Annotated in this window: 28 protein-coding genes and 1 tRNA gene; 7 read left to right on the top strand and 22 right to left on the bottom strand. The window is 60.5% G+C overall.

Going from position 1 to position 26,055, the window contains the following annotated elements; all coding sequences use genetic code 11:
* Positions 1–29: 29 nt before the first annotated feature.
* Positions 30–212, bottom strand: a complete 183-nt coding sequence (locus M2367_RS20265) for a hypothetical protein (RefSeq protein ID WP_005903828.1) — start codon at positions 210–212, stop codon at positions 30–32.
* 171 nt (positions 213–383) lie between these two features.
* On the opposite strand from M2367_RS20265, the gene tusA reads away from it, so the two are divergent.
* The gene (gene tusA / locus M2367_RS20260; protein ID WP_005903830.1) at positions 384–629 is read left to right on the top strand and encodes a sulfurtransferase TusA; all 246 of its coding nucleotides are present in this window, start codon (positions 384–386) and stop codon (positions 627–629) included.
* A gap of 25 nt (positions 630–654) precedes the next feature.
* Entirely contained in the window at positions 655–999 is a 345-nt protein-coding gene (locus M2367_RS20255; protein ID WP_224431609.1) for a RidA family protein, read from the top strand.
* Positions 1,000–1,483: 484 nt separating this feature from the next.
* Here M2367_RS20255 and M2367_RS20250 read toward each other — a convergent pair whose 3' ends face one another.
* From M2367_RS20250 to M2367_RS20235, 4 genes are all read right to left on the bottom strand, one after another.
* Positions 1,484–2,140 (bottom strand): OmpA family lipoprotein, encoded by a 657-nt coding sequence (locus tag M2367_RS20250; RefSeq protein ID WP_259238232.1) that lies wholly within the window; start codon positions 2,138–2,140, stop codon positions 1,484–1,486.
* A gap of 168 nt (positions 2,141–2,308) precedes the next feature.
* Positions 2,309–2,551 carry a hypothetical protein gene (locus M2367_RS20245; RefSeq protein ID WP_042039577.1) on the bottom strand — a complete coding sequence of 81 codons (243 nt, stop codon included), beginning with the start codon at positions 2,549–2,551 and terminating at the stop codon, positions 2,309–2,311.
* A 114-nt stretch (positions 2,552–2,665) separates the two neighbouring features.
* Complete coding sequence (locus M2367_RS20240; protein ID WP_042039579.1) at positions 2,666–2,920, bottom strand: hypothetical protein; 255 nt, start codon at positions 2,918–2,920, stop codon at positions 2,666–2,668.
* An 82-nt stretch (positions 2,921–3,002) separates the two neighbouring features.
* Positions 3,003–3,572 carry a DNA-3-methyladenine glycosylase I gene (locus M2367_RS20235; protein WP_224431611.1) on the bottom strand — a complete coding sequence of 190 codons (570 nt, stop codon included), beginning with the start codon at positions 3,570–3,572 and terminating at the stop codon, positions 3,003–3,005.
* A gap of 209 nt (positions 3,573–3,781) precedes the next feature.
* Between M2367_RS20235 and glyQ the strand changes: the two genes are divergently transcribed.
* Positions 3,782–4,705, top strand: coding sequence for a glycine--tRNA ligase subunit alpha (gene glyQ, locus M2367_RS20230; protein ID WP_259238231.1), 924 nt, complete (start codon positions 3,782–3,784; stop codon positions 4,703–4,705).
* Between the two features lie 9 nt (positions 4,706–4,714).
* Entirely contained in the window at positions 4,715–6,784 is a 2,070-nt protein-coding gene (gene glyS / locus M2367_RS20225; RefSeq protein WP_259238230.1) for a glycine--tRNA ligase subunit beta, read from the top strand.
* Positions 6,785–6,865: 81 nt separating this feature from the next.
* On the opposite strand, the gene M2367_RS20220 is transcribed toward glyS, so the two are convergent.
* Positions 6,866–7,702: a hypothetical protein gene (locus tag M2367_RS20220; RefSeq protein WP_259238229.1), complete on the bottom strand. Its 837-nt coding sequence runs from the start codon at positions 7,700–7,702 to the stop codon at positions 6,866–6,868.
* Between the two features lie 405 nt (positions 7,703–8,107).
* Here M2367_RS20220 and M2367_RS20215 point away from each other — a divergent pair, with 405 nt between their 5' ends.
* On the top strand, positions 8,108–9,058 hold the full coding sequence (locus M2367_RS20215; RefSeq protein ID WP_259238228.1) for a transposase: 951 nt from the start codon (positions 8,108–8,110) through the stop codon (positions 9,056–9,058).
* 389 nt (positions 9,059–9,447) lie between these two features.
* Here M2367_RS20215 and M2367_RS20210 read toward each other — a convergent pair whose 3' ends face one another.
* The 5 genes from M2367_RS20210 to norV form a co-directional block, all read right to left on the bottom strand.
* Entirely contained in the window at positions 9,448–10,659 is a 1,212-nt protein-coding gene (locus M2367_RS20210; RefSeq protein ID WP_259238227.1) for an aromatic amino acid transporter, read from the bottom strand.
* A gap of 291 nt (positions 10,660–10,950) precedes the next feature.
* Entirely contained in the window at positions 10,951–12,168 is a 1,218-nt protein-coding gene (locus M2367_RS20205) for a 4Fe-4S binding protein (protein WP_042039586.1), read from the bottom strand.
* A 142-nt stretch (positions 12,169–12,310) separates the two neighbouring features.
* Positions 12,311–12,649, bottom strand: coding sequence for a DUF1971 domain-containing protein (locus M2367_RS20200; RefSeq protein ID WP_042039587.1), 339 nt, complete (start codon positions 12,647–12,649; stop codon positions 12,311–12,313).
* A 51-nt stretch (positions 12,650–12,700) separates the two neighbouring features.
* Positions 12,701–13,867: an NADH:flavorubredoxin reductase NorW gene (gene norW / locus M2367_RS20195; RefSeq protein ID WP_259238226.1), complete on the bottom strand. Its 1,167-nt coding sequence runs from the start codon at positions 13,865–13,867 to the stop codon at positions 12,701–12,703.
* Positions 13,864–15,411, bottom strand: coding sequence for an anaerobic nitric oxide reductase flavorubredoxin (gene norV, locus M2367_RS20190; protein WP_259238225.1), 1,548 nt, complete (start codon positions 15,409–15,411; stop codon positions 13,864–13,866). The genes norW and norV overlap by 4 nt, the downstream gene beginning before the upstream one ends.
* Positions 15,412–15,583: 172 nt before the next feature.
* Between norV and norR the strand changes: the two genes are divergently transcribed.
* Positions 15,584–17,110, top strand: a complete 1,527-nt coding sequence (norR, locus tag M2367_RS20185; protein WP_259238224.1) for a nitric oxide reductase transcriptional regulator NorR — start codon at positions 15,584–15,586, stop codon at positions 17,108–17,110.
* A gap of 140 nt (positions 17,111–17,250) precedes the next feature.
* Here norR and hemB read toward each other — a convergent pair whose 3' ends face one another.
* From hemB to M2367_RS20135, 10 genes are all read right to left on the bottom strand, one after another.
* Entirely contained in the window at positions 17,251–18,270 is a 1,020-nt protein-coding gene (hemB, locus tag M2367_RS20180; protein ID WP_042039593.1) for a porphobilinogen synthase, read from the bottom strand.
* 3 nt (positions 18,271–18,273) lie between these two features.
* Entirely contained in the window at positions 18,274–19,059 is a 786-nt protein-coding gene (locus tag M2367_RS20175) for a TatD family hydrolase (protein ID WP_042039604.1), read from the bottom strand.
* Positions 19,060–19,224: 165 nt separating this feature from the next.
* On the bottom strand, positions 19,225–19,977 hold the full coding sequence (gene tatC, locus M2367_RS20170) for a twin-arginine translocase subunit TatC (RefSeq protein WP_042039594.1): 753 nt from the start codon (positions 19,975–19,977) through the stop codon (positions 19,225–19,227).
* On the bottom strand, positions 19,974–20,450 hold the full coding sequence (tatB, locus tag M2367_RS20165; protein ID WP_042039595.1) for a Sec-independent protein translocase protein TatB: 477 nt from the start codon (positions 20,448–20,450) through the stop codon (positions 19,974–19,976). Before tatB ends, tatC begins: the two co-directional genes overlap by 4 nt.
* Positions 20,451–20,453: 3 nt before the next feature.
* Positions 20,454–20,699: a Sec-independent protein translocase subunit TatA gene (tatA, locus tag M2367_RS20160; protein WP_005900501.1), complete on the bottom strand. Its 246-nt coding sequence runs from the start codon at positions 20,697–20,699 to the stop codon at positions 20,454–20,456.
* A gap of 42 nt (positions 20,700–20,741) precedes the next feature.
* Positions 20,742–22,379, bottom strand: a complete 1,638-nt coding sequence (gene ubiB, locus M2367_RS20155) for a ubiquinone biosynthesis regulatory protein kinase UbiB (RefSeq protein ID WP_042039597.1) — start codon at positions 22,377–22,379, stop codon at positions 20,742–20,744.
* Positions 22,379–22,987, bottom strand: a complete 609-nt coding sequence (locus M2367_RS20150) for an SCP2 domain-containing protein (protein WP_259238216.1) — start codon at positions 22,985–22,987, stop codon at positions 22,379–22,381. The genes ubiB and M2367_RS20150 overlap by 1 nt, the downstream gene beginning before the upstream one ends.
* A gap of 9 nt (positions 22,988–22,996) precedes the next feature.
* Positions 22,997–23,749, bottom strand: coding sequence for a bifunctional demethylmenaquinone methyltransferase/2-methoxy-6-polyprenyl-1,4-benzoquinol methylase UbiE (ubiE, locus tag M2367_RS20145; protein ID WP_042039599.1), 753 nt, complete (start codon positions 23,747–23,749; stop codon positions 22,997–22,999).
* 65 nt (positions 23,750–23,814) lie between these two features.
* Positions 23,815–24,192 carry a fluoride efflux transporter CrcB gene (gene crcB, locus M2367_RS20140; RefSeq protein WP_042039600.1) on the bottom strand — a complete coding sequence of 126 codons (378 nt, stop codon included), beginning with the start codon at positions 24,190–24,192 and terminating at the stop codon, positions 23,815–23,817.
* Positions 24,193–24,278: 86 nt separating this feature from the next.
* A complete protein-coding gene (locus M2367_RS20135; protein WP_259238213.1) occupies positions 24,279–25,544 on the bottom strand; it encodes a cytosine deaminase in 1,266 nt (421 codons plus the stop codon).
* Between the two features lie 149 nt (positions 25,545–25,693).
* Between M2367_RS20135 and M2367_RS20130 the strand changes: the two genes are divergently transcribed.
* Complete coding sequence (locus M2367_RS20130) at positions 25,694–25,897, top strand: hypothetical protein (RefSeq protein WP_042039602.1); 204 nt, start codon at positions 25,694–25,696, stop codon at positions 25,895–25,897.
* A gap of 65 nt (positions 25,898–25,962) precedes the next feature.
* Here M2367_RS20130 and M2367_RS20125 read toward each other — a convergent pair.
* Positions 25,963–26,038 (bottom strand) — tRNA-Thr (locus tag M2367_RS20125).
* Positions 26,039–26,055 lie beyond the last annotated feature (17 nt).

Here is a 26,055-nt window from a genome sequence, read left to right as displayed (position 1 = left end):
CTTGTTTGATATGCCCTGTCAGGAAGCGATCAGAGGTCCTCTTCGTCATCCTCGTAGTAATCGCTCAGCTCAATCCAGAGCCCCAGCCCGATCATCACCATGGCGCCAAACCAGGTGCCGGTATTTCCTATCGGGCTGCCCAGCACTATCATGGAAAACGCCAGGAACCCCATGGCCGCATAGGCCTGCAATCTGCCTTGTGACTGGATCATATTCATACCTCCTTGTTGAATATGGTGCATTTTTTATATTACTCGTCAGGCCACCACAGCATAGAGTCAGGATGAACTTTGGTATCATCCACTGACATTAGTGCTGCAGGTTTGATTATTTTTTAGCCTTGGGTATCATTGGCAGCGAATTAGGTTGAAGGTTGACTATAGATGAGTGATTTATTCTGCGATGCAAACCATGAACTGGATGCAATCGGGCTTCGTTGCCCTGAACCCGTGATGATGGTGCGCAAGCGCGTCCGGACGATGGCCCAGGGTGAAACCCTGCTGGTCAGCGCCGACGATCCCTCCACCACCCGTGACATTCCCAGCTTCTGCCGCTTCATGGATCACACCCTGATCGCCAGTGAGACAGAACAGCTGCCCTATCGCTATCTGATCCGCAAGGGCTCATAAGCCCCTCTTTCTCCAGGAGCACCCCATGACGATTACCCGTATCGGCACCACGGCCCGCTGGTCTGATGTTGTCATCCACAACGGCACCCTCTACGTGGTGGAGGTGCCCACCAGCGTCGACGCCGACATCCACACCCAGACTCGCGAAGTGCTGGCCAGCCTCACGCAGTTGCTGGAGGCCAACGGCTCCGGGGTCGACAAGATCCTGATGGCCAACATCTACCTCAAAGACATTGCCGACATTGCCGCCTTCAACGAACAGTGGGATGCCTGGCTCCCGGCTGGCACAGCGCCAGTACGGGCCTGTGTCCAGGTCGAGCTGGCCAAGCCCGGCTACCGCGTTGAACTGCAACTGGTCGCCGCCGTATAAATCCGGGGGATGCCTGGCTTGCTTGCGTAGGCACAGCGCCGGTGCGGGCCTGTATCCAGGTCGAGTTGGCCAAGCCCGGCTACCGCGTCGAACTGCAACTGGTCGCCGCCGTATAAATCCGGGGGATGCCTGGCTTGCTTGCGTAGGCACAGCGCCGGTACGGGCCTGTGTCCAGGTCGAGCTGGCCAAGCCCGGCTACCGCGTCGAACTGCAACTGGTCGCCGCCGTATAAATCCGGGGGATGCCTGGCTTGCTTGCGTAGGCACAGCGCCGGTGCGGGCCTGTGTCCAGGTCGAGCTGGCCAAGCCCGGCTACCGCGTCGAACTGCAACTGGTCGCCGCCGTATAAATCCGGGGTTGGCCATCGCCACCCAAGGCCTCATCGGTCGCCAAAAAGCACAAGGCCCCGCCAGATTGGCGGGGCCTTGTTTTTGCACGCGATGTTTGCACTCTTCAACGGGCGCAAACCGGTGGCGGCAACCCTATCAGGCGGTCGGTGTCAGGGTGATAGTCACACGACGGTTCTGGGCCTTGCCGGCGGCGGTGCTGTTGGTGGCAACCGGCTGATCCGGGCCCACGCCCTGGGTCGCGATACGGCTGCCAGTCACACCCTGACCGATCAGCTGGGCGGCAACGGCGTCGGCACGCTGAGCGGAGAGCTTCATGTTCAGCTCGCGGGAGCCGGTGCTGTCGGTGTGGCCGACCACGTTCAGGCGGGTCTTGTCGAACTCGGCAACCACCATGGCGACACCGGACAGGGTATTGGCACCGGCCGCTTTCAGTTGGGCGCTGGAGCTATCGAAGGTGACGTTGTTCGGCATATTGAGGATCAACTCATCACCGTTGCGGGTCACGCTGACACCTGTGCCCTGCAGCTTCTCGCGCAGCTTGGCTTCCTGCACGTCCATGTAGTAACCGATACCGCCACCCAGGGCGGCGCCGGCGGCCACGCCGGTCAGAATACCCTTCTTGCGATCACCTTTGCTGGATGACAAGGCGCCCACGGCGGCACCGGTGGCGGCACCGGCCAGTGCACCCCAGGCCCCTTTGGAGGTCTGGGATTCACCGGTATAGGGATTGGTAGTACAACCAGAGATGGCAACAGTCAGCGCCAAGACTGAGACAAGCTTCTTGAAATGCATGAAAAAACCTCTGAAAAAACGGTTCTAGCCAAATGGTTGCGCATTCTATCAAACAGAGGCGCCAGAGTGTGACGCGCGCGCATTCTGAATATGAACAAGGAGGCCTGAGCCTCCTTGTATCGAGATAGCGACCCGCTCAGCCCCGCCGGATTGATGGTCGGCGCTGGATCAGTACTTGATGTCACGAGCCTCGTCGCGCCCTTCCTGCTTGTTGTCGCGGTGCTCCTGACGGCAATCGGCATTGCCGACCAAGCCCTCACGACACTCCTGCTTTTCATCGCGGGACTCCTGGCGGGTATCCTGGCGGGTGTCGCGCGCCTCACGCCGCTCCTGAGCCTGCTTGGTGGCCTGGGCGGGCAGGGCCGTCAACAAGGCAGTGGCGGCAAGCAGCATGAATACGGACTTCTTCATGGTAACTCCTTAGATAGCTGGAACGCACCGGCTGGGCGCTCCTCAATTATACGCCGAGCCCGGCAGGAAGGCGTTCTCGATTGCCCCCCCTGGCATCAGGCAAGGGAATGGGTTTCAGTGCTTGATGTCGCGGGCCTTCTCGCGAACGTCCTGCTTCACTTCACGCTTGTCCTGACGACACTCGTAGTTATCTTTCTGATCGTTCTCTCGGCAGTCCTGCTTGGCGTCGCGCACCTCGGGGCGAACCTCCTGACGCAGATCACGGGAGTCCTGACGATCGGCCGCCTCGGCGGGCAGGGTCGCCATCAGGGCGCACGCAGCCAGGATGAAGCTGCCAAGGGTTCGGGGGCGAAATGAGTTCAGTGACATGGGGGTATCCTAGTGATGATTACCCCGATGTTGAGCTGGCATCACTGTATCCGGACTGTACAGATAGGTGAAATGCGGCGCACTACCCCTGTTGACACTCACCATGGCAGGGACAGCTGACCAGATGATCGTTCACCATGCCTACCGCCTGCATGAAGGCATAGCAGATGGTGCTGCCGACGAAGTTGAAGCCAAGCTTCTTGAGCGCCTTGGCCATGGCATCCGACTCTGGTGAGGTGGCCGGGATATCGCCATTGCCCTGCCGTTGATTGACCATGGGGGCGCCACCGACAAAGGCCCACAGGTAATCGGCGAAGTCGATGCCCTGCGCCTCCAACGCCAGATAGGCCTTGGCATTTCTGATGATCGACTGCACCTTGAGGCGGTTGCGGATGATGCCGGTGTCTTGCATCAGTCGCTCCACATCCTGCTCGTCGAACCGGGCGATCAGCACCGGATCGAAGTCGGCATAGGCGCGGTAGTAGCTGTCGGTGCGCTTGAGAATGGTGATCCAGGAGAGCCCGGCCTGCTGGCCATCGAGGCAGAGCTTGGCAAACAGCTCGCGCGGGTCACGGACCGGCCGCCCCCATTGTTTGTCATGGTATTCAATATATTCCGGATCCTTGGTCACCCAGGCGCAGCGCAGTTCCATCCCTCAATCCCCTGTGAGTTGTCTCTTACTCCGACCATGCTCTACCAGTTACGCCATCGAGTAAAGATCCCGCCCCCACCAGGCCCGGCGCAGCGCCACCCCATGAATCCACTGCAATTTCGCCTATTATCCGACCATGCCAGACGGTATACTCCTACGGTTAATATTCAGCAAATCTTGCTCTGATCTCATTTCGCGCGAAGAACATTATGCAAAAATTCGATGTCAAAACCTTTCAGGGCCTGATCCTGCAGCTGCAGGACTATTGGGCTCGCCAGGGCTGCACCATTATCCAACCGCTGGACATGGAAGTGGGTGCCGGTACCTCGCACCCCATGACCTGCCTGCGCGCCTTAGGGCCCGAGCCAATCGCCTGCGCCTACGTGCAACCGTCCCGCCGTCCCACCGACGGCCGCTACGGTGAAAACCCGAACCGCCTGCAGCACTACTACCAGTTCCAGGTGATCATCAAGCCTTCCCCCGACAACATCCAGGAACTCTACCTCGGCTCCCTCAAAGAGCTGGGCATGGATCCACAAATCCACGACATCCGCTTCGTGGAAGACAACTGGGAAAACCCGACGCTGGGCGCCTGGGGTCTGGGCTGGGAAGTGTGGCTCAACGGCATGGAAGTGACTCAGTTCACCTACTTCCAGCAGGTGGGCGGCCTCGAATGCAAGCCGGTCACCGGCGAGATCACCTACGGTCTCGAGCGTCTGGCCATGTACATCCAGGGCGTGGACAGCGTCTATGACCTGGTCTGGTCCGATGGCCCCCTGGGCAAGACCACCTACGGCGACGTCTTCCACCAGAACGAGGTGGAGCAATCCACTTACAACTTCGAACACGCCGATGTGGACTTCCTGTTCCACTGCTTCGAGCAGTACGAGAAAGAGGCTCAGCACCTGCTGGCACTGGAAACGCCCCTGCCGTTACCCGCTTACGAGCGCATCCTCAAGGCCGCCCACTCCTTCAACATGCTGGATGCCCGCAAGGCCATCTCGGTCACCGAGCGTCAGCGCTACATACTGCGCATTCGCACCCTGACCAAGGCCGTGGCCGAGGCTTACTACGCCTCCCGCGAAGCGCTGGGCTTCCCGATGTGCAAGCGCACTGAGAACAAGCAAGGTTAAGGAACGGACATGGCACAACATACATTTCTGGTAGAGATCGGCACAGCTGAGCTGCCGCCAAAAGCCCTGCGCTCCCTGGCCGAAGCCTTTGCCGACAACTTCAAAGCCGAGCTGACCAAGGCCGACCTGGCCTTCGGCGACGTCGAGTGGTTCGCCTCACCGCGTCGTCTGGCGCTGAAAGTGAGTGAATTGGCTGGCGAGCAGCCGAGCAAGAGTGTCGAGAAGCGCGGCCCGGCCGTCTCCCAGGCGTTCGATGCCGATGGCAAGCCGACCAAGGCCGCCGAAGGCTGGGCCCGTGGCAACGGCATCACGGTCGAACAGGCCGAGCGTCTGGTCACCGACAAGGGTGAGTGGCTGGTTCACAACGCCAAGATCGAAGGTCGTCCGGCCAAAGAACTGCTGGGTGAGCTTGTAGCTTCATCTCTGGCCAAGCTGCCCATCCCCAAGATGATGCGCTGGGGCGACAAGACCATCCAGTTCGTGCGTCCGGTGTTCACCGTGACCCTGCTGCTGGACGGCGAGCTGGTGCCCGCCACCATTCTGGGGATCGACTCCGCCCGCACCATCCGCGGTCACCGCTTTATGGGCGAAAGTGAATTCACTATCGACAACGCCAGCCAGTACCCGCAGATCCTGCTGGAACGCGGCATGGTGATGGCCGACTTTATGGCCCGCAAGGCCAAGATCAAGGCTGACGCCGAAGCGGCCGCCGCCGCCTTCGGTGGCGTCGCCGATCTGGACGACGCCCTGCTGGAAGAAGTCACCGCTCTGGTCGAATGGCCGGTGGTGCTGACCGCCAACTTCGAAGAGAAGTTCCTGGCCGTGCCGGCCGAGGCGCTGGTGCACACCATGAAGGGTGACCAGAAGTACTTCCCGGTCTACGACAAGAGCGGCAAGCTGCTGCCGAAATTCATCTTCGTCACCAACATCGAGTCCAAGGACCCGAGCCAGATCATCAGCGGCAACGAGAAGGTGGTGCGCCCCCGTCTGTCTGACGCCGAGTTCTTCTTCAAGACCGATCTGAAGCAGAGCCTGGCCTCCCGCCTGCCGCGCCTCGAGACCGTGCTGTTCCAGCAACAGCTGGGCACCGTCAAGGCCAAGGTCGAGCGCATCGAGACCGTCGCCGGTTTCATCGCCGAGCGCATTGGTGCCAACGTGGCTCAGGCCAAACGTGCCGGCCTGCTCTCCAAGTGCGATCTCATGACCAACATGGTCGGCGAGTTCGCCAGCACCCAGGGTGTCATGGGGATGCACTACGCCCGTCACGACGGCGAAGACGAAGTGGTGGCCGTGGCCCTGAATGAGCAGTACATGCCGCGCTTCGCCGGTGATGCCCTGCCGTCCGCTCTGGAAGCCTGCGCCGTGGCGCTGGCCGACAAGCTCGACACCCTGGCCGGCATCTTCGGCATCGGCATGCTGCCCAAAGGCGACAAGGATCCGTTCGCCCTGCGTCGCGCCGCCATCGGTGCCCTGCGCATCATGACCGAGAAGCAGCTGGATCTGGATCTGGTTGAACTGGTGGAAGAAGCGGTACGCGTCTACGGCGACAAGCTGACCAACAAGACCGTCGTCACCGACGTGGTCGACTTTATGCTGGGCCGCTTCCGCGCCGCCTATCAGGACGAAGGCATAGGTGCCGATGTGGTGCTGGCCGTGCTGGCCCGCCGCCCGACCCGTCCGCTGGACTTCGATCGCCGGGTCAAGGCCGTCAGCCACTTCCGCAGCCTGGATGCCGCCCTGGCCCTGGCCGCCGCCAACAAGCGCGTCAGCAACATCCTGGCCAAGGTGGAAGGCGAGCTGCCGACCCTGGTCAAGGCCGAGCTGCTGCAGGACGCCGCCGAGCAGGCGCTGGCCACCCAGGTTGCAGCACTGCAATCCGAGTTGGCCCCGCTGTTTGCCGCCGGTGACTATCAGGCAGCCCTCACCCGTCTGGCCGCCCTGCGCGAGCCGGTCGACACCTTCTTCAACGAGGTGATGGTGATGGCAGAGGACGAGGCCCTCAAGGCCAACCGTCTGGCGCTGCTGAACAACCTGCGCAACCTGTTCCTGCAAGTCGCGGATATCTCCCTGCTGCAGTGATCTTGGTTGGGGTCAGTGGAAATAAAACGGCACCGAGAGGTGCCGTTTTATTACTAGAATAAATCGCGGATAAAATAATAATCATTGATGACACGTTGTACATGCTCTAAAACCAAATGAGCTCAGCATTTCCCCATTAAATGAAAACTCAGGATTATATTCCGCAATCAAATGGCTGTGCACTAAGTCTTTTAACTGCCTTTTCAGGTTGTGCCATTTTTTTATTATCACTAAACCATCACTACTTAAATTACATGCCCGTGGACTTTCCATTACCTTGTAAGTATTAAAACCTAACCGTTCTATTATTTCCTTTGTGTAATCGTTGCTCTCTTTGAATTCAAGCATACTATTAATGTGATGGCTTATATCAATCAGGAGATCACGAGGTGCTTTTAAATTATAATTCTCTACAGTTTCATCACCTGTATTATCAGCTTGAACTTCTTTGACTTGGATTAAAACGTTAAATTTAAGCTCTACTTGCGCATAAAACGCCGCCTGATTTCGCCCATATAATTCTATGCTATTTAAGAAAAAATCTCGATACTCCTCTATTCTGTTATCAGGTATCTCGACTGGAATATCATAGTTTTTATATTCTGACACGAGTTTTGTGCAGTCCTTTTTTTTATGATACGCAGGGGCGCCACCTAAATAAATCCACCTATCTTTCCGGCTACGTTCTCTAGGCTCATAATCTTCTGCGAATTTAATCAATTTAAACAAAACTTCATGTTCGCTAACACTTTCCACAATTAATTTTACTGCTGATAGCAATTTCATTTCAGGAGCTGCTAAAATACGGCTCAACTCTTGTGTATAAAGTGATTCAATTCCCTTTACGCCTGAAATAGAATGTGAGACGTACGTTGCTATTCTCTTAAAGTTAGCCTTTGTTATATAAACGACAGTCATAATACCTCACAAGCCATCAATAAATAATATGCATAATAGTCTCATGAGTTATTTTAACTGTGATTTTAGTCACACAACAAAACTATTTAATATTGCTCAACTCGCCACACCGAACGAAAATATTGTATCCCGTATGTTGGGCTGAGTTTACGAAAACCAAAAATGTAAACCGCAATTCAAACAATGCCTTTTATCGGGATTGAAATGTGATTTACCACAATCCAATCCTATTTTTATCAAAAAATACGTGACAATTGATAACTCGCATGGAGCAATTAACAACGTGCATTAAACCTCCATTTTTTCATATGTCACCAAAAGCTGGGACACCCACCTAATCCCTGCTTTGACAACTCACTCCTCCTCCACTTTCCTTAAACCGTGAGACCCGAGGAGAGAGCAGCCATGACCATCGCCCGTTCACGCCAGATCAGCCTCGCCGATACACCTTATTACCACGTGGTCAGCCGCTGCGTCCGGCGCGCCTTTCTTTGCGGCCAGGATGATCACTCAGGCCAAAGCTACGAGCACAGGCGCCAGTGGGTTGCCGACAAGCTGGGCCAGCTGTCGCAGGTCTTTGCCATCGGCATCTGCGCCTATGCCGTGATGAGCAATCACTATCATCTGGTACTCAAGGTGCAGGCCAACATGGCTAGTGAGTGGAGTGAGCGGGAGGTGGCGGAACGCTGGTCCCGTCTGTTCCAGTGGCCCCTACTGGTACGTCGCTGGTATCAGGGGGGGGAACTGATAGCACCCGAGCTGGAGGTAGTGCATCAGCTGATAGCGCAATGGCGGGAGAGGCTCTACTCCATCAGCTGGCTGGTGCGCTTGCTAAACGAGTCGCTGGCCCGCCAGGCCAATCAGGAAGATGGCTGCAAGGGTCACTTCTGGGAGGGACGCTTCAAGAGTCAGGCCCTGCTCACCGAGTCGGCGCTGCTGGCCTGCATGACCTATGTTGACCTCAATCCCATACGGGCAGGTATCGCGACCACACCGGAGGAGAGCGATTTCACCAGCATCCAGCAACGCATCGAGCAAACAGCTGATCTAGCCACACAGACCCCCTTGCTGCTGCCTTTTGCAAGAGAAGGAAAGCCTGAGACACTCCCCTGCAGTTTTGCTGATTACCTGGCACTGGTGGATTGGACAGGGCGAGCCATTCGTCTCGATAAGCATGGCCATATCCCGCATCATCTCGCACCTGTGCTCCAGCGCCTGGGCATAGAAGAGGGACAATGGTTGGGGCAAGTCACCCTGTTTCGGCGCCAGGGTATCCGGGCGATTGGCGACAAGGTTTGTTGCCAGCGCTACGCCGCCCACTGTGGCCAGACGCGATGTCACCAACCTCATCTTTAATACCTGTGGGTCTGCGCTAGCGTGCCACAGTCCTTTTTGATTAGAGGAACAGGCTCTTACGTGTCATAAATACTGACCGCTAGGTTGAAGCACCCTCATCTATAGCCACCTGACCCTCACCATGGCCCATGGCCCATGGCGGGATCCCACTATGCTGCTGCATGCGTTTCAGACCCTGAATACGCCAAAGTGTAAATGGTCCCTTCCGTATTATGTGCACTCCTCATGGGTGGGTGTCCTGATTAACTGCTGTTATGTGTACTCCTCAAAGGTGGGTGACCTGATTAAAACGCTGATTAAAACGCCAGACGATGGCACTTCAGCATAAAAAACGGCGCCCCAAGGCGCCGTTTTACTGCATCCAACCGATGACGTCGGAACTGATCGAGTCAGCCGGTATAGACCGGCAACAATCCCGCCATGTTGAGCAGGTGGAACAGCGCGGTCAATACCCCGAACAGGAAGACCCCCGCTATCACCGGCAAGCCACCCGGCACCCGGAAACCGTCGCTCTTGCCACTCTTGCGCACCTTCCAGGCCAGCAGCGCCGGAATGATGCAGGTCCAGAGGGTCGCCACGGCACCAGCGTAGCCGATGGCCATCAGGAAGCCGAACGGGAACAGCAGGGAGAGCAGCAGCGGCGGCAGGAAGGTGGCGGCCCAGGACTTGGCGCGGCCCTGGCGGCTGTTGTCGAACTTGAACAGATCCGCCAGATAGTCGAACACCCCCAGGCCCACTCCGATGAAGGAGGAGAGGATGGCGGCCATGGAGAAGAGGTTGAGGGCGTTGGCCACCGCCTCAGACTCGATGACCGAGGCCAACGCCTTGAGCAGCACATCGACGTTGCCCCCTTGTGCCACCACGGGGCCGAACTCGCTGCGCGGCAGGTTGCCGAACACGCTCACCAGCCAGACCAGGTAGAACAGCAGCGCGATGGCGGTGCCACCGAGGATGGCGTAACGGGCGCGGCGCTCCTCACCGTAGTAGGCGCGCATGGAGGAGACCGAATGGTGATAACCGAACGAGGTCAGTGCCACCGGCAGCATGGCCAGCGCATAGGGTGCATAGCTGGCGTGCTCGCTCAGGGTATCGAACAACAGGGTCGGCTTGATGTTGAGGGAGAGACCCGAGATGCCGAATACGAAGCTCAGCCCCATGGAGATGACCAGCACCACGGAGATGCGATCCACCGCCCGGGTCGAATGCCACACCAGCAGCGAGAAGCAGAGGGTGAACAGGATAGAGGCCCACTGGCTGCCGATGCCGGTCATGCCATCTATGATGAGCCCCGCCGAGGTGATGTAGGCGTAAAGCAGTATGCCGCCGACGAAGTAAACGGTGAGGTTGTTCAAGGCATTGACCTTGTCCCCCAGCAACTCCCGGGTCACGGTATCGAAGGAGACGCGCAGCGGATAGCCCTGATAGGATTCGAGCAGCAGCCAGCCGGAGATGGTCATCACCACCATGGTCAGGGCAATGGCCAGGATAGACCAGATGGTCCAGGCGCCCGCCCCGGCACTCGGCAGCCCCAGCATGCCAGCTCCCACACAGACGCCGGCAATGATACATGCCCCGCCCACCAAAGATGGTTTCTGTCCCATTTACTTCTCCAAAGACGATTGTTGATCTGATCGCGACCGCGGACCGTTGCATTTGCTACGCCGGTTGTCATGGTAGATCGCGCTCATCTATGCTGCCGGCGCCCGGCGCTTGCTGCTTCGAAAGCGAAGCAAGGCGCGACCAGGGCTAGCTACCGGCCCGACATGGCAGCAGGGCCATCATGTCGGGGAAGGGACTTTACCTTGCTACCCCTCAGGTATCAAATGCGGGTGCATCCTCCGGCAATCAGGCTCTCCGCACAGGGCGGTTAGCTGCGACTGGCCCATCGACGCTCAATGGACCAGTTGTGGCAGCATTTGCAGCAACTCGTAGCGGTCGGCGAGCGGCGTCTGGCTGACCCAGAACTCCAGCAGGCCGTAAGCGAGCAACGGCAGCACCAGCAGCAACAGGCAGAGCAGGCCCAGCAGCCACTGGGGCTCCAGCCTACGTGCCTTGCTGCCAAGGTGCAGCGCATCGGCGCTTTTGGGGCAGGCGGCCACGCAGCTCAGGCAGTTACTGCATTCGAGGCTCTGCACCGCGATCAGCTGGTGCACCTGGATGCGGGAGGGACAGGCCCGGCTGCACCTGTCGCAGTCATGGCCAGCACTTCGCAGGCAGCGGGCCGGATCCCTGCGAATGCGCAGAGGTGTCAGCAGGCCGAGTAAAGAGAGCCAGGCGCCGTAGGGGCAGAGGTAGCGGCAAAACCCCTGGCGGATGGTGGCGGTGAGCAGCAGCACCCAGCCGAGGCAGAGGCCGGAGATGAGGGTCAGGTTGAAGAAGAAGGCCCCCATCTTCATGTCCGCCGCCTGATGGTAGGGGCTGGCGAGGTAGCCGGGCAGGGCGGCGCCTGGCACCGCGATCAGCACGATAAACAGCAGGAAGCCGAGCACCAGGAATTTCTGGGAACACAGCACGGCATCGAGCCAGCGCGGCGGCGTCCATTCCCCCGGCCACAGCCGATGGCGCAGCCCGTGCAGCCACTCACCCACCAGCCCGAGGGGGCAGAACCAGGCGCAGAACGCCCGCCCCAGCAGCAGGGCCGACAGGCAGAGCACCAGCACAGTGATGGTGGCCGCCGGATGGTGCGGATCCACCAGCCCCTGTCCGAGCCAGGCCCGCAGCCCCAGCCCACCGGCGATGGGCAGGAAGCCGTCCACCACATCCGGACGCACCAGCCAGGGGGGTATCCCCTGCCCCAGCTGCCAGATATGGATGCCGTACTGCACTGTCACCAGCCCCCAGCAGAGCAGCAGCAGGTGGCGTGTGCGCGCCCGCAGCGACTGGCTGTTGATCCCGCCGAGTGTCGGCAGCGGCCGGTATCTGTGCCACAGGGCGAGAGGAACGACCACCAACCCCAGCGCGAACCAGAGCGGGCTGTCCGCCACCAGCAACCAGAGCATGAGCAGCAGGCCGAGGGCAAGATGCCATTGCCAACCGGTGCGCGCCTGCCACCCCAACAGGGCCAGATAGACCAGGCCAGCCACCATGGCTATCGCTTCAATCAGGCTCATGCATCTCCCTCATAGCACTCATTCGGATAAGGGGGCAAGATAACGAACATCTGAATTGATTATTTTGATCTGCATGGGCAGAGGGTGCCATTCACCCGGATTGGCCCCACCCATTCTCACCCTTTGCGGCTGTTGAACCTTATTATTTTCGGCTGTTGAACAGGGGCTGGTCCGACGAACCCTGCTCGGCCCAGAAGTGGATATTGAAGCGGGCATCTTCCGACAGCTCGACCCTGTGCCAGTACTGAGGTGGGCTGGTGGCGAACTGGCCAGCCCGGATCACCAGGCTGATCTCAGGCTGTTCGGCCCGCTCGTCGGCGAAGCCGTGGTAGGTGACTGTGCCCTCCATCACGCAGAGCTGGCCGAACACCCCGGCCGCGGTGTTGTGGTGGCTGAGCAGGGCCTGGGGCACGCTCTGGCGGGTGAAGAAGGGGGTGGAGCGACGCACCACCCAGTGAGACGGTATCAGTTGCATAGACATATCGGTTCTCCTCGAGTGGCCGGGTCAACCCGGCCTAGCGTTATCGATGAATCAACGGGGCAGCTGGCGCAGCAGCGGGAAGGCGGCGCTCATCTGATCACCCCCCACCACGAAGCCGCACAGCTCGCCAGCTTCGTCGCGCGCCTCGGCCACCATGCCGTGACTGTTCCAGCGGCACTGCCAGGCGAGATCCTCGCCCTGGGTGCGGCCGGCCAGCTGCAGCGGGTAGCGCGGCGTCTTCACCTTCACCAGCATGGGGGGCAGGATCAGCGGGGTCGGCGTGCCGAGCAGGGTGCGCGCCAGCGCATTGGCCCCCAGCACTATGGGTTGCAGGAAGGGGAGCAGCTGACCCCGCCACTGCAGGCAATCCCCCAGCGCGAAGATATGGGGATCGCTGGTCTGCAACATGTCGTCGACCAGGATGCCGCGTTCCACTTCCAGTCCGGCTGCTTGGACCAGGGCCATATTCGGCTTCAGGCCAATGGCGGCGATCACCAGATCCTGCTCGCAGGTGCGGCCATCGGTCAGGGTCACCCGCCAGCCATCGCCGGGCTGGGCGTCCACTCTGGCAATACCTGTCCCGAACTGCAGGCTGACTCCCTGACTGCGCAGCGCCTGTTGCAGCGGAGGGGTCAGGGCGGCGGGCAGCAGGCTGCCGAGGGGACTGCCCGCCAGATCCACCAGGGTCACCTCGCGGCCGTCGCTCGCCATGTCCATCGCCAGCTCGCAGCCAATCAGCCCGGCCCCCAATATCATGATGCGTCTGGCCTGCTGGATCAGCCCCTCGGCGGCGGCGTACTCCTGCTGGCTGTTGAGGGTCACCAGATGTTCGCTGCCCGGTATCTCGGGGCGCGCCGCGCTGGCGCCGGTGGCCAGCACCAGCTGGCCGTAGGGGAAGCTGCCCTGCGAGGTCAACAGGGTGCGCCGGGCGGGATCTATGCCGAGCACCGGGCAGTAGGGCAGCAGCGCGATGCGCTGCTGCTCGGCGAAGTCGCTGCCGCTCTGGCGGGTCATGGCGGCGGCGGCACAGCCCCGGCTCACCACGTGGCTGAGATCCGGCTTGTTGTACTCGTCGCCGCTGTCGGCGGTGATGAGACGGATGGGCTGCTCCCCATCCAGCTTGCGCAAACTCTTGACCAGCTGCTGGGCGGCAAAGCCGCTGCCGATCACCACTATCTCCCGGCTGGAGCCGGCCTCACTCAGGGTTACGGCATTCATACACAGGCCTCCAGCGCGCAGGGCTCGAAGACCTCCTTGCCGATGCCGCAGCCCGGGCAGAGGAAGCTGTCAGGCACCTGGGCCCAGGGAGTGCCCGGTGCCACCAGCTGATCCGGCTCCCCCTGGGCCGGGTCATAGACCCACTGGCAGACGGTGCAGAGCATGGGCTGGTCGTCGTCCAGTGTGCTGGCGGCCGGTGCGGCTTGCGGCGCCTTGGCTATCACGGGGGCAGGCGTCACCGCAGTCTGAGTTGTGGAAAAAACTGGGACACCCACCTCAACTCCTACCTCAACTACCGGAGCCGCTGCGGCGCCAGTTGTGATGATCGGGCGGGGCGCTTCCAGCGGATGCAGCGCCCACTGGCGGGCGAGTTGACGGCCGTGCTCGCGGCACAGGGCCAGCGCCGAGCCATCCGGCCGCCACTTGGCCTTGAGGGAGATGCTGATGTCGAAGCCCGCATCCATCAGCCGGGTCTGGATCCTGTCCACGGCACCGCCGGTCCAGCCGTAGCTGCCAAAAGCCGCGGCGCGCTTGTTTCTGAAGCGCAGGCCGGTGATCTCCTCCAGCATGCCCGCCACCTTGGGCATCATGACGTTGTTCATGGTGGAGGAGCCTACCAGTATCCCCTTGGAGCGGAACACCTGGGTCAGGATCTCGTTCTTGTCGTGGCGCGCCACGTTGTAGATCTTCACCGCCACGCCGGGGTCCACCTCGTGGATGCCCTGGGCGATGGCGTCGGCCATCATGCGGGTGTTGTTGGACATCGAGTCATAAAAGAGGGTGATGCGATCCTCCTGATAGTGATCCGCCCACTCCAGGTATTTCAGGATGATCTGGGTGGGATCCTCGCGCCAGACGATGCCGTGGGAGGTGGCCACCATGCTCACCGGCAGGTTGAAGCCCAGCACCTCCTTGATCTTGGCGGTCACCAGCGGGCTGAAGGGGGTGAGGATGTTGGCGTAGTAGCGCTGGCACTGCTCCATCAGCTCGGTCTGATCCACCTCGTCGTTGAACAGGTGCTCGTCGCAATAGTGCTGGCCGAAGGCGTCGTTGGAGAAGAGCACGGCGTCCTCCGTCATATAGGTCATCATGCTGTCGGGCCAGTGCAGCATGGGGGTCTCGATAAACACCAGCTGCTTGCCGTTGCCTATGTCCAGGCTGTCGCCAGTTTTGACCGGCTGGAAGTTCCACTCCGGATGGTGATGATGGCCTGTGATCGAGTCGATGGCGTTGTGGGTGCAGTAGATGGGGGTACCCGGGATGCGGGCCATCAGCTCAGTCAGGGCGCCGGCGTGATCCTCCTCGGCGTGGTTGATCACCACATAGTCGATGGAGGCGAGATCGATCTCCGTCGCCAGGTTCTGCACGAACTCGCGGCTGAACTTGTGATCGACGGTGTCGATCAGCACGTTCTTCCCTTCGCGGATGAGGTAGCTGTTGTAGCTGGTGCCCTTGTGGGTCTTGTACTCGGTGCCGTGAAAGTCGCGCACCTCCCAGTCCCGTTGGCCGACCCAGTGGATGTTGTTTTTGACGTGAATGCTCATGCGGTGGTTCCTCAGAATGCCATAGCGAATGTTCGACTGAACTCGCTATTGCAGTTGACGTGCCAACTCATAACTCATTGTTTTAAATGCACCTGCATAACAGTCATTGTCATTAAGACAGTCACCAAATATAGTCATAATCACAACACCACTGTCATTTGGACAATATCTCGTGATCTCGACCGACAGCCTGGCGCGCATTGCCCTCGATCTGCAACTCGGCATCTCCCATCAGGACCGCTTTCACCGCCTGATCCAGAGCGTGCGCAGCCTGCTGCACTCCGATGCCTCGGCCCTGCTGCGCTACGAGGGGGGCCAGTTCATCCCGCTGGCCATCGATGGCCTGATGCAGGACGTGCTGGGCCGCCGCTTCGCGCTCAAGGATCACCCGCGCATGGAGGCCATAGCCCGCGCCGGCGACGTGGTGCGCTTCCCCGCCGACAGCCAGCTGCCCGACCCCTATGACGGTCTGATCCCGGATCACGACGACTTCAGGGTGCACGCCTGCGTCGGCCTGCCGCTCTTCTCCGATCAGACCCTCATCGGCGCCCTGACCATAGACGGCATGAACCCGGCCCAGTTCGACGGCATCAGCGACGAGGAGCTGCGGCTGGTGGGGGCTCTGGCCGCCGCCGCCCTCAGCAATGCCCTGCTGCTGGAGCGGCTCGCCCGCCAGAGCAGCGAGCCGCTCAGCCCCTCCCCCCATACCAGCCAGGGGCAGCCGGAGATGATAGGTCACTCCCCCGCCATGGCCCGGCTGCGCCACGAGATCGATGTGGTGGCGAACTCGGAGCTGAACGTGTTGATCCTGGGGGAGACGGGGGTCGGCAAGGAGCTGATCGCCAAGGCGGTGCATCAGGGCTCCCTGCGCGCCAAGGCGCCGCTGGTCTACCTCAACTGCGCCGCCCTGCCAGAATCGGTGGCGGAGAGCGAGCTGTTCGGCCACGTGAAGGGGGCCTTCACCGGCGCCATCCACCACAGGGCGGGCAAGTTCGAGCTAGCCGATCGGGGCACCCTGTTTCTCGACGAGATCGGCGAGCTGTCGCTGGCGCTGCAGGCCAAGTTGCTGCGGGTGCTGCAATACGGCGATCTGCAGCGGATCGGTGACGACACCCCGCTCAAGGTCAATGTGCGCATCCTGGCCGCCACCAATAGGGATCTGAAGCAGGCGGTGGTCGAGGGACAGTTCCGGGCCGATCTCTATCACCGCCTGAGCGTCTTCCCGATCCACGCCCCGGCACTACGGGAGCGTCCCGGCGACATTCCCCTGCTGGCCGGTTATTTTTGCGAACGCTGCCGGGTCAGCCTGGGGCTGGAGCGGCTGCGCATCCTGCCCGGAGCGCTGGCACTGCTCGAGGGTCACGACTGGCCGGGCAACGTGCGCGAACTCGAGCACGCCATCCACCGGGCGGCCGTGCTGGCGCGGGCCGAGCAGGGCAGTCAGGCCCCGGCCCTGGATGCCCACCACTTCAATCTGGGGGCGGCGGTCTCGCCGCCGCCTGCCGCCAGCACGGCCACCCCAGCCCCGTCCGTCGCCACCGGCCTCGGCCTGCGCGTCGCCACCGACGCCTTCCAGCTTCGGCTGATAGAGCAGACCCTGGCGGCCCAGGATGGCAACTGGGCCGCCACCGCCCGAGCGCTGGAGCTGGACGGCGGCAACCTGCACCGGCTCGCCAGACGGCTCGGCCTCAAGCCCTGAGAGTTGCCCATAACCCCCCTCGCCGCCGGGGAAGTGTGGGATAAGGACATGCTCGCAGGCCAACCCGGCGCAGCGAGTCGCAAGATGCAGATATAACAACGGCTCCCGAGGGAGCCGTTGTTGCAAGCCGCAAGCCGCCATCAGCGCCGGGCATCTTCCTTCAGCCATTGGGCAACCCGCTTGGCGAAGTAGGTGAGAATGCCATCAGCACCGGCCCGCTTGAAGCAGAGCAGGGACTCCATGACGGTCTCCCGCTCCTTGAGCCAGCCATTCTGGATGGCGGCCATGTGCATGGCGTACTCGCCACTCACCTGATAGGCGTAGGTAGGCACACCGAACTGATCCTTGACCCGGCGGATCACGTCCAGATAGGGCATGCCGGGCTTGACCATGACGCTGTCTGCCCCCTCCTGGATGTCCAGGGCCACCTCGTGGAGGGCCTCGTCACCGTTGGCCGGATCCATCTGATAGCTGGCCTTGTTGCTCTTGCCCAGATTGCTGGCCGAGCCGACCGCATCCCGGAAAGGGCCATAGTAGCTGGAGGCGTACTTGGCGGAGTACGCCATGATCTGGGTGTGCACGAAGCCGTGCTCCTCCAGTGCCGCACGAATGGCGCCGATGCGGCCATCCATCATGTCGGACGGCGCCACCATGTCGGCCCCCGCCTGCGCATGGGAGAGCGCCTGCTTGACCAGGATCTCGGTGGTGATGTCGTTCATCACATAGCCGTCGCCATCTATGATGCCGTCCTGACCATGGGTGGTGAAGGGATCCAGCGCCACATCCGTGATGACCCCAAGCTCGGGGAAAGCCGCCTTGAGGGCGCGAGTAGCGCGCTGGGCCAGGGCATCCGGGTTGTACGCTTCCTCGGCCAGCAGGCTCTTCTTGCCAAGCGGCGTCACCGGGAACAGGGCGATGGCGGGCACCCCCAGGGCAACCAGCTCGGCGGCCTCAATCAGCAGCAGATCGATGGAGAGGCGATCCACCCCCGGCATGGAAACCACGGCTTCACGTTGGCCCTCACCTTCCAGCACGAACACCGGATAGATGAGATCATCGACCGTGAGGTGATTCTCACGCATCAGACGGCGGCTGAAATCCTGCTTGCGCGCCCGGCGCAGGCGGCGGCCCGGGAAGGCACCTGGAAGAGTTGTGGCCATGAGTCACTCCTGGATTGGCAGTTGGAAAAACGCGGCGGAAGTGGCCCGGGTATGGGCCAGCAAGGCCTCGGGCGCTTCCGCGCGGCAAGCCGCCACCACCTTGGCGATGTGCGGCAAAAAAGCGGGTTCGTTGCGTTTGGGACGCGGCTTGAGATCCCGGGGCACCAGATAGGGGGCATCCGTCTCTATCATCAGCCGGCCCGCCGGAATGCGAGCCACCTGCTCGCGCAGCAAGAGACCCCGTCGCTCGTCGCAGATCCAGCCGGTGACGCCGATGTGCAGCCCCAGGGCCAGGCACTCATCGAGCTCCGCATCGGAGCCGGTGAAACAGTGCAGCACGGCCCCCGGCAGCTTGGGGAGCCAGGGACTCAAGATCTCGATGAAACGGGCGTGGGCATCGCGGCAGTGCAGGAACACCGGCATGTGCAGCTCGGCGGCCAGGGCAAGCTGGGCCTCGAACACGGCATCTTGCACGGGGCGCGGCGAGAAGTCGCGATTGTAGTCCAGGCCGCACTCACCGATGGCAACCACCTGAGGCAGGGCCGCCAGCTCACGCAAGGCGGCCAGGGTCTGCTCGTCCACCGACTTGGCATCATGGGGATGCACCCCCGCGGTCGAGAAACAGTAGCCGGGCCAGCGGCTGGCCAAGGTGGCGCTCTCCTGGCTGCCCGCCAGGTCGGTACCGGTCAGGATCAGTGCGCTGAGTCCGGCGGCGCGGGCGCGCTCGACCAGCTCGTCCTGCTCCCCCGCAAACTGGGGGCTGGTGAGGTTAATGCCTATGTCTATCATGGAGTCTTCAAAAATGCAGATGAAAGCCATCAAGGGCCACTACCATACTCCCCGCGACCGACCATGAAAAGGGCCGATGCCCCAACGGGCATTCAGCTTGTGCCCTCCCTTCTGGCAAGCCACCGCCCCGGCTTGCGCTGGCAAGGCGCAAAAAGAGAGGGGGGCTCAGCCCCCCTCTTCGGTCTCCTCGTCGGCCAGTGGCTCCTTGCGGGTATAGAAACGCGCGAAGAAGACCCCGACCTCGAACAGCATCCACATGGGAATGGCGAGCAGTGTCTGGGAGAAGACATCCGGCGGCGTCAGCAACATGCCGATGACGAACACTGTCACCACCACATAGGGACGCTTGGCCTTGAGGCTCTCCGGGGTGGTGACCCCGGTCCAGCACAGCAATATGGTCGCAACCGGGATCTCGAACGCCACCCCGAACGCGAAGAACAGCGTCAGCACGAAATCCAGGTAGTTGGCGATGTCGGTGGCAATGGTCACCCCGGCCGGCGCCGTGCTGGTGAAAAAGCCAAACACCAGCGGGAACACCACGTAGTAGGCGAACGCCATGCCCGAGTAGAACAGCAGGGCGCTGGAGCAGACCAGTGGCATGATGAGCCGCCGCTCATGCTTGTACAGGCCCGGGGCGATGAAGGCCCAGGCCTGGTAGAGCAGATAGGGGATGGTGATGAAGAAGGCGACCACTATGGTCAGCTTGATGGGCGTCAGGAAGGGGGTCGCCACATCGGTCGCTATCATGCTGGTGCCCGCAGGCAGCTGGCTTATCAGTGGCTCAGAGACGAACTTGTAGATATCGTTCGAAAAATAGACCAGGCAGACAAACACCAGCAGTATGGCGCCAAGGGCATGGAGCAAGCGGGTCCTCAGCTCCACCAGGTGGGCGATCAACGGCTGTTCGGTCTGGCTCATGGCTTGGCCTCCCCATTGAGATCCGGCGATGCAGCCTTGGCCGGTGCGGCCACAGGTTGCTGCGGCTCGGCAGCCTGTGCGTTGACGGGCTGCGCTCTGGCGGCGCCATCGGGCAAGATGCGGTTTTCCGGCTCGGGCTGCGCCTCAGGCTCATCGATAGCTGCCTCCGAAGGCGCCGCCTTGGCGTAGGGATGAGTGACCGACTCGGCCGCCTCCTTCAGCTTGTCGATGGACTCTTGCAGTTCCGGGCTCAGATTGCGCATCTGCAGTTGCTCGGCCTTCTTGAGATCGTTATGCAGCTCTTGCAGCTTGAGCTCTTGCGCCAACTCGGACTTGACCGCATTGGCCGTGCTGCGCACCGCCCGGATCCAGCCGCTGACGGTACGGATGGCCACCGGTAGCCGCTCAGGGCCCAGCACCAGCAGGCCGACGATGCCGACCACGACCAGTTCCCAAAAACCGATATCGAACATGGCTTAGGCCTGATCTTTGTCTTTCTGCTTCGCGCTCTCATCCTGCTTGGCCGATTCATTCAGCTGCTTGGGATCGAAGTCCGCATCTTTTTGCACCGGTTTGGCATCGGGTTCGTCAGAGATGGCTTTCTTGAAGCCCTTGACCGCAGCGCCCAGATCGCCGCCAATGCCGCGCAACTTCTTGGTACCAAACAACAACACCACGATGGCCGCGATGATCAACAACTGCCAAATACTGATTCCACCCATGATTTTCTCTCCGAAATTGGCGCCGTCAGGCGCGCATTGTGATTAGTGTGAGCGGGCCTTGAGCCAACCGAGCAGCCAGCATACGCCACTGGCACCCAAAGAGACTTGACCCCATTCAATATGTTGTTCGGTAATCAGGAATACACCGGCCAACAGCAGCGCCGCGCCGGTACCAAGCAGATAGCGAGCCTGACCCTGACGACGACTATGACTGCGAAATTCGACAAACAGATGATCAAACTGACGTTGTTGGCTGCGGGCCTGACGCAGGGTCTCGTAAACCAACTCGGGCAGCTCGGGCAACTTCTCGGCCCAGAAGGGTGCCTTGTCGCGGATCGCGTTCCAGACCGCCTTGGGGCCGACCTGTTCGCGCATCCAGTTTTCCAGGAAAGGCTTAGCGGTCTGCCACAAGTCGAGCTGGGGATAGAGCTGGCGCCCCAAGCCCTCGATATAGAGCAGGGTTTTCTGCAGCAACACCAGCTGGGGCTGCACCTGCATGTTGAAACGCCGGGCGGTGTTGAACAGATTGAGCAGCACATGGCCGAACGAGATCTCGGACAGGGGCTTCTCGAAGATGGGTTCCAGCACGGTGCGGATGGCAAACTCGAACTCGTCGACCTTGGTGTCGGCAGGCACCCAGCCTGACTCCACGTGCAACTCGGCCACCTTGCGGTAATCCCGGTTGAAGAAGGCGAGGAAGTTCTCGGCCAGATAGCGTTTGTCCTCCTTGTTCAGGGTGCCGACTATGCCGCAATCTATGCCGATCCAGAGCGGGTTTTCAGGGTGCTCGCGAGCCACGAAGATGTTGCCGGGGTGCATGTCCGCGTGGAAGAAGCTGTCCCGAAACACCTGGGTGAAGAAGACCTCGACACCGCGCTCGGCCAGCAGCTTCATGTTGGTGCCGTTCGCTTCCAGGGCGGCAATGTCGGAAACCGGTATGCCGTAGATGCGCTCCATTACCAACACCTGCTCACGGCAGTGCTCGGAGTAAACCTCGGGCACATAGAGGGCGTCCGAGCCGAGGAAGTTGCGGCGCAGCTGGATGGCGTTGGCGGCCTCGCGCATCAGATTGAGCTCGTCGAGTATGGTCTTGCGATACTCGGCAACCACCTCGACCGGCCGCAACCGGGCGCTGGAGGGGGCAAAGCGGGACACCAGCCGGGCCAGGGCAGTCATCAGCCGCAGATCGGCCTCGATGGTCTGCTCTATGTCGGGGCGGATCACCTTGATGACGATCTCGCGGCCATTCTCCTTGAGACGGGCCGTGTGCACCTGGGCGATGGAGGCGGAGGCCAGTGGCGTCTCGTCGAAATCATCGAACAGCGCCTCGATGGGCACTCCCAGACTCTGCTCTATCTGGCTACGGGCCAGCTGGCCGCAGAAGGGGGGCACCCTGTCTTGCAGCAGCGCCAGCTCCTCGGCGATGTCGGGGGGCAGCAGATCGCGCCGGGTCGACAACATCTGGCCAAACTTGATGAAGATGGGACCGAGCGCCTCGAAGGCGAGGCGGATGCGCATGCCGCGACTCTCGCCCTGCTGCCGATTCTTGAGCCAGAACAGGCTGCGACGGGCCAGGCGGCCAGGCCAGGGTTGATACTTGGCCGGCACCAGCTCGTCTATTCCCTGCTCAAGCAGGATGGCGACGATGCGATAGAGACGTTTGAACTCCTTGGGGGTCATCAGGGGATCCGTTGCTCGAGGCGGGCGAGACGCAGTTCGGTGGCCTTGAGGCGCTGGGCCAGGGCATCGACGTCATCGGAGAAACTGGCCACTTCCAGCGGGCCCGGGGCGAGGCGAACCTCTTCGGTGAGATATTCTGCCAGCTGGCGTTGAGTGCGGCACAGCTCGGTCCCTATCGCCTTGCGCGCCTTATGGGCACCGCGAAACAGACTGTGCGCCAGCACGTCCCCGGTGTGGCGAGAGAGCTGTTCTTCCCAATCGATATCGAGTTCGCCAAGCAGAGTACTGAAGGCCTGCACCAGCTGGGGATCCCCATGCAAGTCCAGCTTCTCCTCGCGGATATAGCGGGTCAGGGCGGAGGGGTCTTTGAGCAGACCCAGGGCGCTCAGGGAGAGGCTCAGCACGGCATCCGCCTCCCCTTCATGCTGAGCCAGCACATCGAGACGGCGCTCCGAGAAGATAAACCAGAGCGGCTTGAGCTCGCGCAGATCCAGCTTGAGCACTTTGCCATTCAGTTTGCGCAACCGCTCCGGGCTCTGATCATCGAGGCGCAGCAGCTGGTTGAGGCTGGTTTCGATCACGGCCGTGACCATGGCATCCATTGGCATACTCGGCCCTTAGAACTTGTAACCACGGTGCAGGGCGACGACGCCCTGGGTGAGGTTGTAGTAATCCACCTGATCGAAGCCCGCCTCCAGCATCATTGCCTTGAGGGTCTCCTGATCCGGGTGCATGCGGATGGATTCCGCCAGGTATTTGTAGCTTTCGCCGTCGTTCGCAACCAACTCGCCCATTTTCGGCAGCAGTTTGAAGGAGTAGAGATCATAGAGCTTGGCGATCACTTCACTCTCCGGTTTGGAGAACTCCAGTACCAGCAGGCGACCGCCCGGCTTGAGCACCCGGAACATGGAGGCCAGCGCCTTCTGCTTGTCGGTGACATTACGCAGGCCGAAGCCGATGGTGATGACATCGAAATGGTTGTCCGGGAAGGGCAGGGCCTCGGCATTGGCTTGCACGAAGGAGACATTGTTGGCGACCCCCAGATTGCGCAGCTTGTCGCGACCGACTTTCAGCATGGAATCGTTGATATCCGCCAACACCACCTGCCCGGTCTCACCGACGATGCGGGAGAACTTGGCAGTGAGATCGCCGGTGCCACCGGCCAGATCCAGCACCTTCTGGCCACGGCGCACGCCGGAGCAATCAATGGTGAAGCGCTTCCACAGGCGGTGAATGCCGAACGACATCAGATCGTTCATCACATCGTACTTGGCTGCCACCGAATGGAAGACCCCGGCCACGAGTGTCTCTTTCTCGTTGGCCTCGACGGTTTTAAAGCCAAAATGCGTAGTTGTAGTCGGTTCCGACATCCCTCAAACACCCATAGAACAAACAATGGCCGCCAGTTTACCAGAGCCGCCAGCGTCCGGACACCTTAAACCCGGCTCCCGACCAACTGCATGCCCAGCACCACCATGGCCAGACAGAGGAAGAGGTTGAGCCCCATGTTGAGCACCGCCTTGAGCCAGGCACCTTGCTGGGCCAGCAGCACAGTGTCCAGCGCAAAGGAGGAGAAGGTGGTCAGGGCGCCCAGTATGCCAACCATCAGCAACGGCTTCATAGGGTGTTCCAGCACGTGACCATTGCTGATGAGGGCAAAGGCAATGCCCATGATGAAGGAGCCGAGCACATTGACGGTCAGGGTGCCGTAGGGAAAGTGACGGCCCAGTAGCAGGGCCATCAACTCCGTCATACCAAAACGCAGACAGGCGCCGATGGCGCCACCACAGGCCACAAATAACCAGGTTTGCATGGTAAATCTCCAAGGGTTTCAGCCGACATTATGCAAAATATCCCCTGTGGTTGACAGGGTCATGGTCGGCCTAATGTTCCCTCAACTCAGCGGCGAAAATCGATGAATTCGCGTTGCGTCAGATGAATGTGAGTCCTGGCAGGCGTCGTTTCGGCAATCAGCTTGCCATGACGAATGGAGTAGCGTACCGGCACCTGACGGCGCACCGCATCGAAGCCGTTCTCGGCGGGCAGGATCAGCAGGTTGGCCGGCTTACCGACCTCGATACCGTAGCGATCCTCTACCTGCAGGGTACGGGCGCTATGGTTGCTGATCAACTTCAAGCCATCGTTGATCTGCTCATACCCCATCAATTGGCAGACATGCAGCCCCATGTGCAGCACCTGCAGCATGTTGGCCGTGCCCATGGGGTACCAGGGATCGAATACATCGTCGTGGCCGAAGCAGACATTGATATTTGCCTCCAGCATCTCCTTGACCCGAGTGATACCACGCCGCTTGGGGTAGGTATCGAAACGCCCTTGCAGGTGGATATTGACCAGGGGATTGGCGACGAAGTTGATATCTGCCATGCGTAGCAGGCGGAACAGCCGGGAGGCATAAGCACCGTTATAAGAGTGCATGGCGGTGGTATGACTGGCGGTGACGCGCGCGCCCCAACCGCGTTCCAGCGCCAGGGTCGCCAGGGTTTCGATGAAACGTGACTGTTCATCGTCGATCTCGTCGCAATGTACATCGATCAGGGCGTTATATCGCTCCGCCAGCTCGAATGCATAATGCAGACTCTCGATACCGTACTCCCGGGTAAATTCGAAATGGGGAATGGCGCCCACCACATCGGCACCGAGGGCCATCGCCTCTTCCATCAGCCCCTTGCCGTTGGGATAGGAGAGGATCCCCTCCTGGGGAAAGGCCACAAGCTGCAACTCGACCCAGGGTTTCATCTCTTCACGCAGCTCCAGCATGGCCTTGAGGGCGATCAGCTCAGGATCCGACACGTCCACATGGCTGCGCACGAACTGTATCCCATTCGCTATCTGCCATTTGAGCGTCTGCCTGGCCCGGGTTTTGACATCCTCATGGGTGAGCAGGGCCTTGCGCTCAGCCCAGCGCTCTATGCCCTCGAACAGGGTACCGGACTGGTTCCAGCTCGGCTCACCCGCAGTCTGGGTAGTATCTAGATGGATGTGTGGCTCGATAAAGGGGGCCATGGCCACCCCCCCCTCGCCATCCAGACAGTCATCATCCGCCCTGGTCCCATTCATGGGGGTCACACTTTCGATTAACCCATTCTGGCAGTGGATCTGCCACAGCCCCTGCTGCCCCGCCAGCCTCACATTGGTGATCAACATCCTGCCTCTCCCTATTCTCTGAATGCCATCGGCTTTATTTCACAACAAGTTAACTTGGATCAACGAATGAGAGAAGTCATTAGGTGTGGCTCATACGAGAACTGTTAACATGACTGAGATAGGGATCACCAGAAGCCGGACGGAACAAAATGAAAGAGAAAATGATAGAGATAGGCAGCATTGGCCTGTTTAACGAATATTTGCAGGGTCTGGGGATCCGCAAGCCGCCACTCGATGCCATAGAGAGCCACTGGGAATACCGGCGGGAAGACAAGTTGACTGCCATGGTCACCAAAACACCTTCTGGCGAGGTCAGGTGCTACCTGGATGCCAGGGCGATCTCGTTGAATTGATGGTCCGGTCATCAAAATCGTCAATGCAAAAAGGCCTTCCCGATTGGGAAGGCCTTTCAATTTACTGGTGCTGATACCCAGAGTCGAACTGGGGACCTCATCCTTACCAAGGATGCGCTCTACCAACTGAGCCATATCAGCACACTAACCGGTAAAGA

Source organism: Aeromonas sp. BIGb0445, from assembly GCF_024809075.1.
Classification (GTDB): Bacteria; Pseudomonadota; Gammaproteobacteria; order Enterobacterales; family Aeromonadaceae; genus Aeromonas; species Aeromonas rivuli.
Note: the sequence above shows the minus strand (reverse complement) of the source record. Positions and strands in the feature narration are given on the sequence as shown.